The organism is Agrobacterium sp. GW821-FHT02D03, from assembly GCF_059421725.1.
In genome coordinates, this window is record NZ_JBWKVN010000002.1 from 1,588,446 (window position 1) to 1,605,175 (window position 16,730).

The 16,730-nt window shown below is 56.2% G+C and carries 11 protein-coding genes and 1 pseudogene; 4 read left to right on the top strand and 8 right to left on the bottom strand.

Annotated elements, in window-relative coordinates; genetic code table 11:
- Nucleotides 1-27: 27 nt before the first annotated feature.
- The 4 genes and pseudogenes from AC07U5_RS20590 to AC07U5_RS20605 form a co-directional block, all read right to left on the bottom strand.
- Nucleotides 28-1,611, bottom strand: a pseudogene (locus AC07U5_RS20590) (ABC-F family ATP-binding cassette domain-containing protein); the annotation flags it as partial.
- Nucleotides 1,612-1,833: 222 nt separating this feature from the next.
- Nucleotides 1,834-2,133 carry a hypothetical protein gene (locus AC07U5_RS20595; protein ID WP_494724103.1) on the bottom strand — a complete coding sequence of 100 codons (300 nt, stop codon included), beginning with the start codon at nt 2,131-2,133 and terminating at the stop codon, nt 1,834-1,836.
- A 217-nt stretch (nt 2,134-2,350) separates the two neighbouring features.
- Nucleotides 2,351-3,049: an anti-sigma factor gene (locus AC07U5_RS20600; RefSeq protein WP_111846638.1), complete on the bottom strand. Its 699-nt coding sequence runs from the start codon at nt 3,047-3,049 to the stop codon at nt 2,351-2,353.
- A complete protein-coding gene (locus AC07U5_RS20605) occupies nt 3,046-3,591 on the bottom strand; it encodes a sigma-70 family RNA polymerase sigma factor (protein ID WP_062424375.1) in 546 nt (181 codons plus the stop codon). The genes AC07U5_RS20600 and AC07U5_RS20605 overlap by 4 nt, the downstream gene beginning before the upstream one ends.
- A 203-nt stretch (nt 3,592-3,794) precedes the next feature.
- On the opposite strand from AC07U5_RS20605, the gene AC07U5_RS20610 reads away from it, so the two are divergent.
- Together AC07U5_RS20610 and AC07U5_RS20615 are read left to right on the top strand one after the other, a co-directional pair.
- Nucleotides 3,795-4,583, top strand: a complete 789-nt coding sequence (locus tag AC07U5_RS20610; RefSeq protein WP_494724104.1) for a DUF4394 domain-containing protein — start codon at nt 3,795-3,797, stop codon at nt 4,581-4,583.
- Between the two features lie 172 nt (nt 4,584-4,755).
- Complete coding sequence (locus AC07U5_RS20615; protein ID WP_494724105.1) at nt 4,756-5,781, top strand: hydroxyacid dehydrogenase; 1,026 nt, start codon at nt 4,756-4,758, stop codon at nt 5,779-5,781.
- Nucleotides 5,782-5,853: 72 nt separating this feature from the next.
- Here the strand turns inward: AC07U5_RS20615 and AC07U5_RS20620 are convergent, their stop codons facing one another.
- Complete coding sequence (locus tag AC07U5_RS20620) at nt 5,854-8,865, bottom strand: DEAD/DEAH box helicase (RefSeq protein ID WP_494724106.1); 3,012 nt, start codon at nt 8,863-8,865, stop codon at nt 5,854-5,856.
- Between the two features lie 468 nt (nt 8,866-9,333).
- Nucleotides 9,334-11,370, bottom strand: coding sequence for an oxidoreductase (locus AC07U5_RS20625; RefSeq protein WP_494724107.1), 2,037 nt, complete (start codon nt 11,368-11,370; stop codon nt 9,334-9,336).
- Nucleotides 11,371-11,512: 142 nt separating this feature from the next.
- Between AC07U5_RS20625 and AC07U5_RS20630 the strand changes: the two genes are divergently transcribed.
- Nucleotides 11,513-12,151 carry a TetR/AcrR family transcriptional regulator gene (locus AC07U5_RS20630; RefSeq protein ID WP_313056867.1) on the top strand — a complete coding sequence of 213 codons (639 nt, stop codon included), beginning with the start codon at nt 11,513-11,515 and terminating at the stop codon, nt 12,149-12,151.
- Nucleotides 12,152-12,290: 139 nt separating this feature from the next.
- On the opposite strand, the gene AC07U5_RS20635 is transcribed toward AC07U5_RS20630, so the two are convergent.
- Entirely contained in the window at nt 12,291-14,132 is a 1,842-nt protein-coding gene (locus tag AC07U5_RS20635) for a putative bifunctional diguanylate cyclase/phosphodiesterase (RefSeq protein WP_494724108.1), read from the bottom strand.
- Nucleotides 14,133-14,188: 56 nt separating this feature from the next.
- Entirely contained in the window at nt 14,189-14,683 is a 495-nt protein-coding gene (locus tag AC07U5_RS20640) for a putative pterin-binding protein (protein ID WP_494724109.1), read from the bottom strand.
- A gap of 803 nt (nt 14,684-15,486) precedes the next feature.
- On the opposite strand from AC07U5_RS20640, the gene proV reads away from it, so the two are divergent.
- Nucleotides 15,487-16,719, top strand: a complete 1,233-nt coding sequence (proV, locus tag AC07U5_RS20645) for a glycine betaine/L-proline ABC transporter ATP-binding protein ProV (protein ID WP_494724110.1) — start codon at nt 15,487-15,489, stop codon at nt 16,717-16,719.
- Nucleotides 16,720-16,730 lie beyond the last annotated feature (11 nt).

Here is a 16,730-nt window from a genome sequence, read left to right on the forward strand (position 1 = left end):
TCTGAAGGCGATTATACCTTAGTTTTTCTTTTTCTTTTTCTTTTTGCCGGACGAGACGACGATATCCCGGTACTCGTCCATATCGCCCTCGAAGGTGGTGACAGTGCCATTGTTGACGAGCCACAGGCGGTCTGCAGTCGCTTCGATGAGATGACGATCATGCGAAATCAGGATGACCGCACCATCATAGTCGTTGAGAGCCTCAATCAGAGCTCGACGACTATCGATGTCAAGATGGTTCGTCGGTTCGTCGAGGATAAGCAGATTGGGCGCATGGAATGCCGCAAGCCCCATCAGCAGACGCGCCTTTTCTCCACCGGAAAGATCCTTGGCCGCCGTTGCCATCTTTTCGGTGGCAAGACCCATTTGCGCGACGCGTGCACGGACCTTGGACTCAGGCGCCTGCGGCATCAGCTTGCGGACATGATCGACTGCGGAGTCCTCAGGCACCAGGTCATCCATCTGGTGTTGAGCAAAAAAACCGACCTTAAGGGAAGGCGCTGTGCGCAGATCTCCAGTCTCCGGCGCGAGACGGCCGGAGATGAATTTGGCGAACGTCGATTTGCCGTTGCCATTCGATCCCAGGAGCGCGATGCGGTCATCATTGTCGATGCGCAGATCGATACCCTTGAGGATTGGAATTCCCGGCTCATAGCCAACAGAACCACCATCGATGGCAATGATCGGCGAGGCAGGCTGCTTTTCCGGGGTAGGAAATGTCATGGGTTGAACGTGATCTTCGATCACGGAAGACACGGTGCCCATCCGCTCCAGGGCCTTTACGCGCGATTGCGCCTGCTTGGCTTTCGATGCCTTGGCCTTGAAGCGGTCGATGAAGCTCTGCAGGTGCTTGCGCGCTGCTTCGTTCTTGACCTTGGCCTTGTTTTGCAGCTCGTCGTTTTCGGCCTTCTGGCGTTCGAACTGGTCGTATCCACCACGGTAGAAGGTCAACTTCTTCTGGTCTAGGTGGACAATCGCATTGACGGCGTTGTTCAAAAGGTCGCGGTCATGGCTAATGATGATGACTGTGTAAGGATAGCGGCGAATGTAATCCTCGAGCCAAAGCGAGCCTTCCAAATCGAGATAGTTGGTCGGCTCGTCGAGCAGTAGCAGGTCAGGTTCGGCAAACAGTACCGATGCCAGCGCCACGCGCATACGCCATCCACCGGAAAAGGATGAGGCAGGGCGAAGCTGGGCCTCCTGATCGAAACCAAGGCCTGCCAAGATGCTGGATGCGCGCGCTTCGGCCGAATGCGCGTCGATATCAACGAGACGCATCTGGATGTCAGAGATGCGTTCCGGATCGGTCGCTGTTTCCGATTCCAGCATGAGCGCAGCACGCTCCTTGTCGGCAGCAATGACAATCTCGATGAGACTATCTTCAGTGCCTAGAGCTTCCTGAGCCACCTGACCAATCCTGGCATTCTTTGGGATCGAGACCGACCCGGTTTCGGCGCCGTGATCGCCTGTGATGACTTTGAACAACGTGGACTTGCCGGCACCATTGCGGCCAACGAGGCCGGCCTTGGTGCCGCTCGGAAGCGTAACGCTGGCTTTATCAAGGAGGAGACGTCCGGCGATGCGGGTGGAAAGATCGGAAATGGAAATCATGAAGACGTCTTGGTCAAACTTGCGGGTGATAGCAAGCGCTGGAGGTTCTGCGCCTTTGATTAGGGAAAATAGAATTGTTTGTGGATGCTGCGCTGCAACACGTCACGCGTGAAGAACGCGGGCTTTCACAGACCGAAAAGGCATCTACGCGGAAATCAGGCTTGGACAAGACAAGCTGGTGGGCGGCACCTGCGGCCTAGATGCATGGTGGTACACCTGCCCTTAGGAGAGGTTTCTGCCGTAGACCTGCAACGCTATCAGAAACGTCAGACAGCCAATTGCCGTCAAGATCAGTGCTTTCTTCCTAGCCTCCTTGCCTCGATACGCCAGCGCTGCAATGAACGTACACACTGTCCAGGTACCGGTCGTCAGCATTAACAGCCACGAGTAGATGAAGGGGCCGAGATCGTATCCGCCCCCGCCGATGGAAGGCCCGGCAGACAGATCAATCTGAAGCGAGATCAGTACGGAAACCGGAGCGGCAAGCGCCGCGAGCCAGAGCCAGAAAGACCATCTGCGCATTGTCACTCTATCAGCCTAAATCGACCGCAGCGGATTGGCGGGTCGATGCAGCAATCTGCTTTAGAAGGAGATGTGTTGCTTGTCATTGCCTTCCCAATGATGGGGTTTCGTTCTTATGATCTTACGCGGTACGAGGTGTTCAACCTACACCGTTGTGACGCAGGCGCGCGAGGTCATACAGATGACAGTTGTTGAGCGTGCCTTCAAAGAGTGAAAGCTAGCGCGGCATGCGTGCAAATCCCTTCGCCAGGATCGGTCCCGTTGGACGCCCTGTTGGCGAACCGCCTGCTTGCTCAAGCGTCAGCTCGTAAAGCTGATCGGCGCGTGGTTTCGGAAGGGCTGGTCCTTGAAGGCGAGCCGAATGCACACCGTCAAGTAGACCAAGCGAGACCGGCCCCACATCGCGCGATGGCAGGGTCCAGACCTGGATCGTCTTGTCGCGCGGAACGGTGAAATCGGCCAGCAGCCGGACAGACGCTTCGTCATTGCCGAAATCCTCGACGACCGCCTGGACTTCGCCGGCATCATTGACAAGCACCGCGATGACCAGCGGTTCTACCGTTCTGGTCAGGCTGTAGACGAGTCCAACGGCCAGAAGCAGTGACGCGGCGAGAGAGGTGAGCGCTGCAAACTTCCAGCGCCTTAGGCCGTTGTCGTTTGCGACTGGCCGGTCAGGGGCACGATGGTCTTGACGGGGCAGAGCAGACTCGATGCGCCGCCAGAGGTCTTCGCTGACCGATTGAGGAGCCAGGCTCGTATCGAGTGGCAGGAACCGATCCCTGCTTGCTGCGATCGCGGCTTTGAGTTCAGGATCACGTTTCATGGCATCCTCGATCTCTCTGGCTTCAACCGCGTCGAGCAATCCCAGTACATACTCGTCGGCAAGATGAGGCACGTCCTTGCGGTCATAGTTCATGCCAGGCACTCCCGCAGTGCCGACAGTCCACGCCGGATCCATGATTTGGCAGTACCGAGCGGAATTCTCAGGCGACCGGCTATTTCACCGTGTGAGTAACCGCCGACATAGGCCATCAGAATGCCTTGCCGCTTCGTGTCCTCGAGAGAGCCGAGGCATTCATAGAGGCGGGAATTGCGGTCCAATCGATGCCAGGCCGCCATGATCTCATCTGCCTGCTGATCGTCGCGAAGCGTCTCAACGTCTTCGACCACATGCTCTCGTCTGCCGTCACGAAGCAGATTGAGCGCTCTGTTGCGAACAATGGCATAAATCCAGCCGCGCGCCGAACCGCTATCGGAGCGGTACTGATGGGCGTGCGTCCAAATGCGGATGAAGGCGTCCTGCACCACCTCTTCTGCTAGCTCACGACGCCGAACAATACGTTGGGCCACGGCGATAAGCTTGCCTGCCTCCTGATCGAATATCTGACGCAAAGCCAGCCGGTCGCCGTTGGCGCAGCCATTGAGCGCTTTTTCTAGATCAACCGGCAAAGAGCCCATCGCTGTCAAACTCATCTCCTCGGATCGGAAAGGTAAATCCGCTGTCTTTGCCATCTATACCCGGGTCGCGGGCACTTAGATGCAGCTTTCAAAAAAATTTTCACCGGCTGCATCCAATCGCATCCCCCGTGGTGTCTTCAAGATGGAGGGTTGAAAGCCATGTGGCGAAACCTTCTTCGATTTTAAACGCACGGGAGAAGAATATGCAGACCATTCGTTTTGCTTTGGCAGCCTCCATATCAGTCATCGCTACGGCGACATCCGCGCTGGCAGCGCCGGTATTGGGATTGAGCGGCGACAAGACACTCGTCATGTTCGACACGGAAAAGCCCGCGGTGTCGAAGACGATGGAAGTCACAGGCGTCGATAAGCTTGTCGGCATCGATTATCGCCCCGGCAACAAGACCGTCATTGGCGTTACGCCCGATCATCGCATCGTCAGCATCAATCTGGAAACGGGCGCTGCAAGCGATATAGCGAAAATGGACAAGATGCTGACGATCACCGATGCTCCGGTGGTGGTCGACTTTAACCCGATGGCGGATCGTCTGCGTTTCATGAGCGGAACCACCAACCACCGGGTTCACCCTGACACGGGTGCGGTAACGGTTGACGGTACGCTCGCCTTCGAAGAGGGCGATATGCACAAGGGTGAAACGCCGAATATCGTCGCGGCCGCCTATACGAACTCCATCGGAAAGCCGGAAAAGACGGCGATGTACAATATCGACGCCACCATCGGCGCGTTGATCCAGCAAACGAAGCCGAATGATGGGACGCTGAAGGCGATTGGTAAGCTTGGCCTCAAGGATAAGCCGGCGACCTATGCCTTCGATATTCAGGGCATGGAAGGTGGCAAGAACACGGCCTACCTTGCTGCAAACAAGATGCTCTATACGGTCAATCTCGAAACCGGAAAGGCGACCGAAGTCGGCGCGATCACCGGCGTGGAGGATGAAGTGAGAGACATTGCCGTTCTGCCGGCGATGTAAGGAACGAGGGGGCAGGCGGCCAAAGCTGACTGCCTCCTTCCGTCTCATAGACTGTGGGGCGTGACGCCGGGTACTTGCGTCTCTCGACCGTCATCACCGCCGAATTGAGCTTGCCCGGCGAGGGGGTATTCACGCTAATCTGCCGCTCACGCGATTCTTGAGGGAGGAAACGATGAGCCGCAACATCATTCTGGTCGATCCATTGCCGAGAACGCTGGACCTGATCATGGAGCCTTCCGTTCGAGCCCGTCTGGAGGCGCTCGGCGAGGTGATCGTATCCGAAGACCGCCAGATGCCCGCCGAAGAGGTGGAGCGCTACCTTCCAGACACGGTTTTGATTTTCGGCCAGACTGACATGCCAAGAGAGCGTTTGAATCGCGCGCCGCGATTGAAGGCGATCATTAATGTTGAATCGAATTTTCTGCCCAATGTCGATTACCAGGCCTGCGTCGAGCGAGGCATATGGGTGATCACACCGGCGTCGGCTTTCGCGTCACCGGTTGCGGAAGCATCGCTTGCCATGGCGCTGGACCTGGCACGCGGTATCACCGCAGCGGATCGTGAGTTCAGGCAGGGCACCGAACGTTATGGACTTGAAGGGAATTCGGAGACATTCCGCTTTGCAGGAGCCCCGGTCGGCATCATCGGTTTCGGCGATCTTGGCCGCGAACTGCGTGAGCTCATTCGACCGTTCCGAAACACGGTCCGCGTGTTCGATCCCTGGCTACCGAAGGAGATTGTCGAGCGGCTCGATTGCCTGCCATCAACGCTTGATGAGCTCCTGCGAGAAAGCCAGGTCGTCTTCGTCTTCGCCAGTGTCACAAGCGAGAACGAAGGTTTCCTCGGCAAGAAGGAATTCGCTTTGATGAAACCGGGTGCGGCTTTCCTGTTGATGAGCCGCGCCGCGGTCGTCGACTTTCCGGCGATGCTTGAGGCTGCAGCATCAGGCCATATTAGGGTGGCAACCGACGTGTTTCCGGAGGAACCAGTCAAGGCAGGCGATCCGGTCCGGAGCGCACATGGCATCCTTCTCTCTGCTCACAGGACTGGCGGTACACGCGATGCCTTCTATGCTTTGGGTTCGATGGCCGTCGCGGATGCGGAACTCATCATGAAAGGGCTTCCACCGAGGCTTTGCCGTCGTGCTGATCCAGCGACGGCCAGCATGATGAGGTCGAAGCCGGTTTCCGTTTCATAATCATTAGGTTCTCCGCGTAACCTAAACGGATATGGCTGCTCGACTCTCGGTCGGTCATAAAGCGTTTCGCTGCTACCTTGTGCTCGTGTTGGCTTCCGCCAGAATCTGCTCGAACTGTTCCAGTTGCTTTTCGCCTGTGCCGCTTGAAACCTGGAAGATCAGCCTGTCGTCCCGTCGCACTGCTCCTGCCTTTTTTATGAAGTGTGCGAGCACCTTGGCAGGGGTATTTGGTGTGAAGGTTAAGGCGAGCGCCTTCGGTCCCGCCTCGAGCTTTGAGATGCCTAATCGCGCCGCGCTCAGTTGAACGCGGCTTGTTCGCAGCAGGATGAGTACCTCCGAAGGCAATTCACCGAACCTGTCCTCAAACTCTTCTCTCAGATCGTCTATCTCGAGGAGACTGGAGGCACGGGAGAGCTTGGCATAGAGATTGAGTCTGGTGGCGGGATCCGACACGTAGTTCGCCGGTATCGTCGCCGCTGTGTCGAGCTGAAGGATCGTCTGTTGCGGGAAAGGTGATGGCTTCTTGCCCAGTTCCGCGACAGCCCCAGCCAAAAGCTTCTGGTACAGTCCGACGCCGATCACCCTCATATGCCCAGCCTGATCATCACCGGCGATGTCGCCACCGCCACGCAGATCGAGATCTCGCACACTGATCGCCAAGCCAGACCCCAACCGGTCACTCTCAACAAGCGTAGAAAGTCGCGACAAAGCGTCTTCGCCCAGATCTGCCCCCTCTTCCAACAAGAGGGTCGTTCTGCCCTGCGCGCCAGAACGGCCGACGCGTCCGCGCAGTTGATGAAGTTGAGCAAGCCCGAAACGCTCTGGGTGCCATATGAACATGGTATTGGCCCGCGGCACGTCCAGCCCATTCTCGATGATGTTGGTGGCGAGCAGGACATCTCCATCGCCTCCCGCAAAACCGACAATCGTCTCGTCGATTTTTGCCGCCGGCATCCTGCCATGCGCCACCTTGACCGACAGTTCTGGAACGATGTCCTTCAGTATGGTTTCGACACCTTCGATGTCTTCGATACGAGGAACGACGACAAAGCTCTGTCCCCCACGGCGATGCTCCCGCATCAAACCCGTTCGCATCGATGCGCGGTCGAAAGCAGCGAGTGAGGTACGCACCGGACGCCTTCGCGATGGCGGCGTGGTGAGAAGGCTAACCTCCTGAACGCCAACCATAGCCGATTGCAGTGTTCGCGGAATTGGCGTCGCCGACATCATAAGCGTGTGGAGGGAAGGCGCGAGCCTGTTCATCGCACTTTTCTCTTTCAACCCAAAACGATGCTCCTCATCCACGATCAACAGCCCCAAGCGCGCGAAACGCACATCTTTTGCGAAGATCGCTTGCGTCGCCACGATGACCCCGATTTTGCCCTCAGCCAGAGCCGCTTTGGTTTGCTTGCTTTCGGCTGGCTTAACCAGCCGCGACATCATTCCGACAGAGACGTCTGTCCCTTCGAAGCGTCGTTGGAAGGTGTGGAAGTGCTGACGCGCTAAAACGGTGGTGGGCGCGATGACGGCAACCTGTCCGCCGGAGAGGGCCACCGCCGCCGCGGCGCGCAGCGCGACCTCCGTCTTGCCGAAGCCGACGTCTCCGCACACGAGGCGGTTCATTGCCTTTCCCGATGCGAGATCAGACAAAACATCGTTGATCGCTTTTGATTGATCGCGGGTCTCGGCGAAAGGAAAACGGCGCGTAAAGGCTGCAAATTGAGTGCGAGGAGGGATGAATGTCTGCGCCTGTGAGGACTGCCTCTGCTTGGCAATCTTCGAAAGGTGACGGGCGGTTGAAACGATGTCCTGCGCAATCTTCTGGCTCTTTTTGCTCCAGGCCTCGGTGTGGAGACGATCGAGCGAAACAGCATCAGGCTCGGAACCATAACGCCAGAGCTTGTCGAACTCTCGCATGGGAACGAGGATGGAATCTCCATCGCGATACTGCAATCGGGCTGCGTCGCGCGCGACGTTCTCGACAAGGATCGTCTCGAGATCCTTCAGAACGCCAATGCCATGATCTTCGTGCACAACCACATCACCGATCCGAAGCTCGGGCTCGGTTAGCAATTGATGAGAGCCGGTGTCCGCCATCGGTGCATCGGGTGCAGCAACGACGACGATACCCTCACTCGTATCGACAAAACCTTCCTGGAGATTGCTGGCAATCTTCATGAGACTGCCAGGCGTCGCTCTCAAAACATCATCCCATCGGGCGACGGTGCCGTTGGGAGCGTCCGCTCCCTTCTCCAGTCGCCGATAAAGAGCCTCGGCGCGCTTGCCGTTACCCGCGATCAGAACCTTCTTATGCTCTTGAAGTGCGTCCTGCGCGAACCTGGTGACCGACTTTCGGTAATCGGCGTCATAGGGCTTCGTCGGCAGATCCTCACCATCGTCGATTTTTAGGGTCTCCAACCCCATACGACCGGTCTGCTCGTCCCATTCGCCGCGGTCGAGATAGAGCGACTGACGCGACGCTGCATTCGCTGCGCCGAAATCAATATGGGCCTGCTGCGCGTCGTCGATGATGTCCAGATAGTGTTCGAGCCGCTGATTGATGCCCTGTCCCAGGATCAGGGTTGTATCACCGAGGAGATCAAACGCGCTCGGCATGAGATCGTACTGGCGAATGAGCGAGTTCTCGATGGTAGTTGCAGATGGACCGGCGTCTTGAGAAGCGTCATCACCCTTAATAACTTCCGAAGCGGGGCCAATCGATACGTGCTCCAAAGAACTTTCCGTGCGCTGCGATAGGCGGTCAAAGCCATGCAACTCCAGAATATTGTCATTCTCATCAAGCACAATCCGCATGGGCCCCGGAGCACCGGCGGGGTAGATGTCGATGACGCAGTCACGGACAGCCAATTCCCCCGGATCGTCTGCAACGCCTTCTTCCGTATATCCTGTGCGTGCGATGAAATCCATGAACGCATCGCGGTTGAACGATGTCCCTACTGCAAGTTGGAAAACGCTCTCGGAGATCGCGTCTGCTGGCGGGACGCGTTGAAGGATTGCTTCCAATGACGTCAGCATCAGGCGACGGCTGGAACCCCCACCAATCCATAGTCGCAGCGCGTCCATTCTCCGGCCCATGCAGTGACGAGACGGGAGAACGCGGTCGTATGGAAGGCAATCCCATGGAGGAAACACAGTATGGTTTATCTCAGGGAAAAGAGCAGTGATGGCCTCTGCTATCCGTTCAGCCTCTCCCTCGCTCGCCGCAACATAGCAGAGTGACGTTTCGGATTGGGCAAGCGAAGCAGCAAGCCTCGTTGCAACGAATCCTGGCGGTAGCTTTGGTGGCTGGATCGGCTCAGGGGCGCTGGTAGATGCGGCGGCTCTTTTCTCTTTGGGTCTAGACGCGCTCACATCCATTCGCATTTCTTTCATAAGCAATTTCACCAGCCATCGAGAACAAAGTTCCCAACAGCTTGTTCCTTGCCAACGTCATCTTTGCAGCGCGTGAGCCCGTGCGGATGCACGATTGTGACGGCCCTTTAGCGAGCCGTCGAGGATGCGTCCATTTTCGCTTCGATTGGATTTGAACGATCAGAGATCCTTTGCAATACGCAGACCGTCGTAGATTGCGGCGTGGGTGTTACGCGCCGCTACCGCATCGCCAATCCTGAAAAGCTGAAACGTGCCATTCTCGTTTCGCGTCACGGATTGGGCATCGCCTGCAATAAGCTGATCGTGGGAGACTTCACCACCGTTGATCGATTGCGGCTTGAGCTCGAAGTAGAGTTCATCCAGCGGCCGTGTTCCGTGGTTGACCACCACCTGGTCGAAGAGCTTGCGCTTGTCGACACCACCATAATCGCTGCCGATGTGGGCCAGCAACTGGTTTCCGCTTCGCTCCACTGCCGTCAACGTATAGGTCACCGTGAACGTGGTTTCGAGCTTCTGCAATGCTCTGATATAGGGGACGAGATTCATGCCCATGACCTCCGGCGCAAAGGCGCGGTCGCGTGTCATGATCTCCACCTTCGCTCCGGACTTCGCGGCAATCTCGGCAGCTTGAAGGGCTGCGTGGTCGCCGGCATCGTCGTAGATCAGCACGTTCGTGCCGGGTTTGACGTCGCCCGAGATGATGTCCCATGACGACACCACGAGTTCGTTGCCGGCCGCCAGTACATCGGTATGGTGAAGTCCGCCCGTGGCGATGATCACCACGTCGGGCGTTTCAGCCTCAACTGTCTCCACATCCGCCCAGGTGTTGAAGTGAAACTGTACGCCGAGCTTTTCGCACTGGCTCATTCGCCAGTCGATAATACTAATCATCTCCCGGCGGCGCTCGCTTTGAGCCGTCAAACGGATTTGCCCACCGGCGTTGTTGGCGGCCTCGAAGACGACAACCGAATGGCCGCGTTCGGCAGACACCCGGGCCGCCTCAAGCCCCGCAGGTCCCGCCCCAACGATGACCACTTTTCTAAGTCGCGTGGCTTTGGGGATGGTGTGAGGGATGTCGACCTCTCGTCCTGTTGCCGCGTTATGGATACAGAAAGCCATGCCGCCCTGATAGATGCGATCGAGACAGTAATTCGCCCCGACGCAGGGTCGTATGTCATCCTCCCGCTTTTCCATGATCTTTCGGACAATGTGGGGGTCTGTCATATGGGCGCGCGTCATTCCAACCATATCGACCTTGCCGGAAGCGATGGCGTGCCGAGCCGTTGCAACATCGGGAATTTTTGCGGCGTGGAACGTCGGGAATTTGGTTGCCGACCGGATCTGACCGGCGAAATCGAGATGCGGCGAATTGGCCATCCCCTGGATCGGAATGACATCCGTCAGTCCTGGGTCTGTATCGATATGGCCGCGGATGACATTGAGGTAGTCGATCAGGCCGCTATCCTTGAGGCGTCGCGATATTTCAAGACCTTCCTCCGAGCCCGTGCCATTCGCTACCCGCTCATCTGCCGTGTAACGAATGCCGAGAATGAATTCGTTGCCAACGCGCTTTCTGATCGCGCCAAGCACGTCGAGACAGAACCGCATGCGGTTGTCGAGCGAACCGCCATAGGGACCATCCAGCTCATTGGTGCGAGGCGAGGTGAACTGCTCAAGGAGATGGCCATATGCCTCCAGTTCCACGCCATCCATCCCGCCTGCTTGCATCCGCTCTGCGGCGTCGGCAAAGTCCTTGATGATCCGCTCGATATCCCAGTCTTCTATCTTCTTGGGAAAAGCGCGGTGCGCGACCTCGCGATGATGCGATGGAGCGACGACCGGAAGCCAGTCGCCCTTGTCCCATCTGGTGCGACGGCCAAGATGGGTGAGTTGAACCATGATCGCCGAACCCTGCTCATGCACGGCGTCGGTCATTTCGCGGATCCAGGGAACAATCTCGTCCTTATAGGCGAGCAGGTTGTTGAAAACCGGAGGGCTGTCTTTCGATACGGCTGCTGATCCGGCCGTCATCGTCAGTGCAACTCCGCCTTTCGCCCGCTCAACCGTGTATGCGCGATATCGCTCCTTTGGCATCCCGTCTTCCGGATAGGCCGGTTCGTGCGCTGTGACGATGATGCGGTTTCGGAGCGTCAGGTGCTTGAGTTGAAAAGGCTGCAGGAGGGGATCGTTCGACATCGGTTTTCTCCGCAAGAGGGTTGTCGTCGACCGTAAAAAAAATGTACATAGGTGTCAATATTAAGAACAGGGCAGTACATTGGATCGACTCACGTGTGATCAGGCAATTGTTTGCGATCCACCGGTTTGATAGGAACCGACCATGACAGAGATTTCTCACGACAGCGGTTGGCGCGGATCGCAAGAGGTGTGGCTGCAGGCTGCCTATGAAGCCTTGTTGGAAACCGGCGTCGAGTCGGTGAAAATCCTGCCGCTTGGAAAAAAGTTGAACTTGTCCCGCACGAGCTTCTACTGGTTCTTCAAGGACCGGGAAGAGCTTCTGGCTGCGCTTCTCACCCGCTGGCGGGAGAAGAACACGGGCAATCTGGTCAAGCAGTGCGAGGCTTATGCTGAGAGTATCGTTGAGGCGATGTTCAATGTCTTTGATTGTTGGATTAACCCCGAACTGTTCGATCCACGCTTTGAGTTTGCGGTTCGGAGTTGGGCCCTACAGTCTGAGGACATATCGACAGAGATAGAGAACGCCGACCGCGCAAGGCTCTCCGCGCTACAGCGTATGTTCATGCGGTTTGGCCACACCGAGTTGGACGCGGATGTTCGGGCCCGTACGACCTATCTCGTTCAGATCGGCTACGTTTCGATGCGCACGAAAGAGGACATTTCTTTGCGTATGAAACGCATTCCTCACTACGTCGAGGTGTATACCGGTATCGCGCCCCAGCAGCGCGATCTCGACCGCTTTTTTGCTCGCCATAGCTTCAGAGCTGCAGACGTCGGATAACTTGCGAACTTTAGTAGCAGCTCAATCGGAATATCCCACGCAAATCGCCAGCAAACTGGCGTGTCCCACCGTGTCAGAAGCTAGGCCGACGCTTGAGCAGCTTCATCAGGCGGCGTGAGCCCGAGTAGGATCGGCCCCGCTATCCGCACCTCTCGAAAGCGTCCGCTCCTGCCTCGAAGGCGAGCCTCGATAGGGATGCATCGGGGGTTAAAGGCCTGTCGAACAGATAGCCTTGACCCAAGTGGCATCCTGCCGCACGCACAATTTCACGATGCTCTTCGGTTTCGATGCCTTCGGCGACGATCGTCAACTTCAGCCGGTGAGCAAGATCGCATGTTCCGGCAATGATCGCTGCGGCTTCCTCGCAATGCGATGCGCCGCGCAGGAACGACTGGTCGATCTTTATTTTATCGAAGGGGAAGCGACGTAGGTAGCTGAGGGAAGCGTAACCGGTGCCAAAGTCATCAAGGGAAATTCGGCAACCCATAAGCCGGAGTTCATGAAGAACGGAGAGTGCACGTTCGTCATTCTCGATCAACGTACTCTCCGTGATTTCGATCTCTAGGCGCTCGGGCCAAACGCCATGTTTTGTCAGAGACGCGCGCGTATGGAGCACAAGGGATGGATTCGTCAACTGAGCTGCGGAGACGTTGACGGCAATAAAGGTGTTGGTTGGAAGAAGGGCTGCATGCTGGCAAGCCGCTTCAATAACCCATGATCCGATAGGACCGATCTGGCCGCTTTCCTCAGCGATCGGAATGAACTCCACAGGGGAGATGAGACCAAGTTCAGGATGTTGCCAGCGTAACAATGCCTCGAAGCCACGCGTGGTGTCGGTGGCAAGATCGACGATCGGCTGAAAAAGCAGAAATAGCTGTCCCGTTTCCGTAGCCGTCGCGAGATCGTTTTGCAGGCATTGCCAACGTGTCAGGTGTTGGTTCATGTCCGGGTGAAAGATCATGAACTGGTTGCGTCCAGCCTTCTTTGCTTCGTAAAGCGCGATATCGGCGTGTCTGAACAGGGTTGAGCCGCGATCGGAATTGATGTTGCAGGAGCTGACACCGAGGCTGACGCTTGAGGTGACGAGCCTGCCATCGATGTCGAAGGGTGCCCGGACTTCCTGCAAAATCCGCTTGCTGCATTCGACCGCTTCGTTTGCTGCGTTGGAGCCAGTGTAAAGAATGCCGAATTCGTCACCGCCAATGCGTGCAATGACGTTGGCGCCGATACACGACGTGCTGAGTCGCTTAGACAATTCGACAAGCAATCGATCGCCAGAGGCGTGCCCCAGCGTGTCGTTGATCATCTTGAAGTGATCGACGTCGAGGATGATCAGTGACTGCTCGACATTCTGTTTACCCGAAATCGAAGCGTGGAAGCCAATCCGGTTTGCGATACCCGTCAGAGAGTCTATTCGTACGACGCGGTCCAACTTGGCATTTTGGCGGAAAACAAACACCAGCAGAACAGCGCCGAAGGCAACGAATGTCATCGTGACAAAACAAATCGTGGCAAAGATGATGCTGAGCTGGCTCTGGTTCTGCTGAATCTCGTCTCCGACAGTCGCATGCGAAAGCGAACCTAATCGCAGCACGGGCGCGATGAAAGGCTGAAGTTTTGATACGCCTTCGCGCATGGCCGTCGGAGAATGCGGCTCGGCGACCAGCGGCGCAAGCGTCGATACAACGGTTTTCAGGTCTTCCAGCATCGCCTTCTGCTTAGGGTCGCTGCTAGACGAACTGGATGACAGGATCTTCAACCGGTTGTTGATGATGCTGAGCCGAAACGCGACATCGCTGATGTCGCCCGATGTCTGGCTTTGCTGAAGGGCAAATTGGAGGCGCAGCAACTCGACCGCGGTTTGGCCTAGATCGAAGGTGCGATTATAGCGGGATGCTTCGACGATATGGCGTTGGTAACTGAAAGCCAGGAAAGAACTCGCAACAGCGATCAAGGCAAGTGCCGCCGTGACAAGTGTCAACGTTATCTTGGTACGCCGGTAGCGGACTGGAAGGTCAATTGCGTCCCCGATCGCTCTCACTGGACGTTGATTTCCGCAATTTGCCACACAGCACGACTGTAATAGGTCTGATGCTGCAATTCGGGGCGGCTATCGAATGGGAAAACCAGAAAGATCGGCCCCTTGTCACTGACCGGCATGATCGTGCCGTTTTGGCGGGTCGCTAGGAGCGCACCGGCCTCTTGCAGCTCGGATATATCCGCTTCCACTTCGTAGTCATTCAAAGCGATGATCTGTAGCTTCATGCCGCTGAACTGCGTCGAGGACAGAAAATCTTTCAGCGACACACCACTGAATTCGGTCACGCCAGAATGCCAGGGCGTCGTCGTCGAGAAGGTGGTCTGGGGCATCTTGTCCATTGCAGAGAGATCAAGAGCGACAGAAGTTTGCTGTCCAGAAGACAGTCCCTGAACCTTCAAAATTGGTTCTGAAGAATACGCAGTATTACTGCCTAAAACACCAGCAAGCGCCAGCCCGGTCAAGAAACGAATAAATATTCGGCGAGTTGGCATGGATCATCCCCAATTTGATTGCCAAGCCATACCTCAAGCATCGTTGTGTTCAATCTTATTTTATTATGGCATTATGTTATGTGTAATAATGATTTAATGCCTCTGTAGGGAACGGTCGCATTTTAACGATTTCGGGCGGGGCGCCCACGTTTCCAGCTCAGATTTTGGATTTGAACACGTTGCGTCTAGTCGAAGTAGTGAAGCTCGTGAGTTCAAAGCGTTTCCAGTCCGCGGGATATTACAGTTCGCTGCAGAGTGGCGTGCGGTACGCCTGAAAAGATAAGGGCGGTTTAAGGACCTGCACGTCGGCGGAGCTTTGCGAGAGTTCGGCGACTATGCCAGTCTCCATGTGCGTTTTTACGTGGCGCGATGTCGCAAATAGACACATTTTAACTTAGAGCGTTTGCTCCAAAATCTCGCGATCAGGTGGATCTTACAAAGAACTTATTCGGGTCTCGGAGGACTGGTGCTTTTGTCGAAGATAGCGTCTGAACGCAAGTGCCGACCCACTTCGCGAAAAATATTTGAGGTTTTTTTATGGACATTGGAAAAAAATTGCCGTAAATAGCGCGCCTCGGTGAGCTTCACGCTCGCCACCTCGCATTTTCATTCGGGTCAGATATTGAGTATGCGAAAGCGTCATCACGGATCTGAGCCCGTGTTTCAAAGCTTGCGGTAGCGGTGATGTCGCAAACAAGCTGTAATCCTGTCGATGTCCGCTCCTGTAGAGCCCTGAGGTTGTCAGGGCTAACCGCGATAAAGAAGGAGAATGCCCTTGCTTTGTGCTGGGCTGAATTAAATTTATGAATTCTCAAACTGAAAATGACGCACTGGCTCCGCCGGTTACGACCAAAATCAGTCTCAATAACGTCTATAAGATATTCGGTGAGGACACCGACAAGGCGCTGGAGATGGTTCGCGCCGGGAAGACGAAATCTCAAATCCACTCCTCGACTGGATGTTCGGTTGGCGTCAACAAGGCTAGCTTTGATATTCAAGCCGGCGAAATTTTTGTCATCATGGGCCTCTCAGGCTCGGGCAAGTCCACCCTCCTGCGATTGCTCAACCGGCTGATCGAGCCCACGGCGGGTTCAATCGAGATCGATGGCCAAGATATCACTAAAATGTCCCGTCGCGACCTGATCGAGGTGCGCAGGCGCGATATCAGCATGGTATTCCAATCCTTTGCGCTTCTGCCCAACCGCACCGTGATCAACAATGCCGCCTTCGGACTTGAGGTTGCCGGTATGGGAGAGGCTGAACGTAACGCCAAGGCGCTCCTAGCGCTGGAAGCTGTCGGTCTCGCCGGTTACGCAGACAGCATGCCCGATCAGCTTTCAGGAGGGATGAAACAACGCGTTGGCTTGGCTCGCGCGCTTGCCAGTGAACCCACCATCCTGCTCATGGATGAGGCATTTTCCGCTCTCGATCCATTGATCCGCATGGAAATGCAGGACGAACTCGTGCGCCTTCAGGCAGAGCACAGCCGAACCATCGTTTTTGTCAGTCACGACCTCGACGAGGCGATGCGCATCGGCGACCGGATCTGCATCATGCAAAACGGCGATGTCGTTCAGGTCGGCACGCCAGACGAAATCGTGATGAACCCGGCAAACGACTATGTGCGCTCCTTTTTTAGAAACGTTGACGTGACACACGTCTTTAAGGCCGGCGACGTCGCACAAAAAACGCAGGTTACGATCATCGATCGGCAAGGTGTAACCGCTGCCGCAGCGCTCGAGCGAATGAAAACATTCGACCGCGAATACGCAATTATCCTGGGGCGTGACAAAACCTATCACGGCGTTGTTAGCCAGACCACGCTCGTCGAAAATATGCGTTCAGGACATTCGGACCCCTATAGGGCAGCGTTTCTATCCGAGATCGAACCGATCCCAGCTGACGAGCCTTTGTCGAACGTCCTCGGACGTGTCGCTGCGAGCCCATGGCCGGTTCCAGTTGTCGACAACTCCAGGCGCTACCTCGGCTCCATCAGCAAATCGACACTGCTTGAAACGCTCGACCGCGCGAGCTGATTTCAGCATTT

Bases quoted from the DNA above. Each gene is read 5' to 3' on its own strand.
- AC07U5_RS20595 (WP_494724103.1), bottom strand. From the start codon at position 2,133: ATGCGCAGATGGTCTTTCTGGCTCTGGCTCGCGGCGCTTGCCGCTCCG.
- AC07U5_RS20600 (WP_111846638.1), bottom strand. From the start codon at position 3,049: ATGAACTATGACCGCAAGGACGTGCCTCATCTTGCCGACGAGTATGTA.
- AC07U5_RS20605 (WP_062424375.1), bottom strand. From the start codon at position 3,591: ATGGGCTCTTTGCCGGTTGATCTAGAAAAAGCGCTCAATGGCTGCGCC.
- AC07U5_RS20610 (WP_494724104.1), top strand. From the start codon at position 3,795: ATGCAGACCATTCGTTTTGCTTTGGCAGCCTCCATATCAGTCATCGCT.
- AC07U5_RS20615 (WP_494724105.1), top strand. From the start codon at position 4,756: ATGAGCCGCAACATCATTCTGGTCGATCCATTGCCGAGAACGCTGGAC.
- AC07U5_RS20620 (WP_494724106.1), bottom strand. From the start codon at position 8,865: ATGGACGCGCTGCGACTATGGATTGGTGGGGGTTCCAGCCGTCGCCTG.
- AC07U5_RS20625 (WP_494724107.1), bottom strand. From the start codon at position 11,370: ATGTCGAACGATCCCCTCCTGCAGCCTTTTCAACTCAAGCACCTGACG.
- AC07U5_RS20630 (WP_313056867.1), top strand. From the start codon at position 11,513: ATGACAGAGATTTCTCACGACAGCGGTTGGCGCGGATCGCAAGAGGTG.
- AC07U5_RS20640 (WP_494724109.1), bottom strand. From the start codon at position 14,683: ATGCCAACTCGCCGAATATTTATTCGTTTCTTGACCGGGCTGGCGCTT.
- proV (WP_494724110.1), top strand. From the start codon at position 15,487: ATGAATTCTCAAACTGAAAATGACGCACTGGCTCCGCCGGTTACGACC.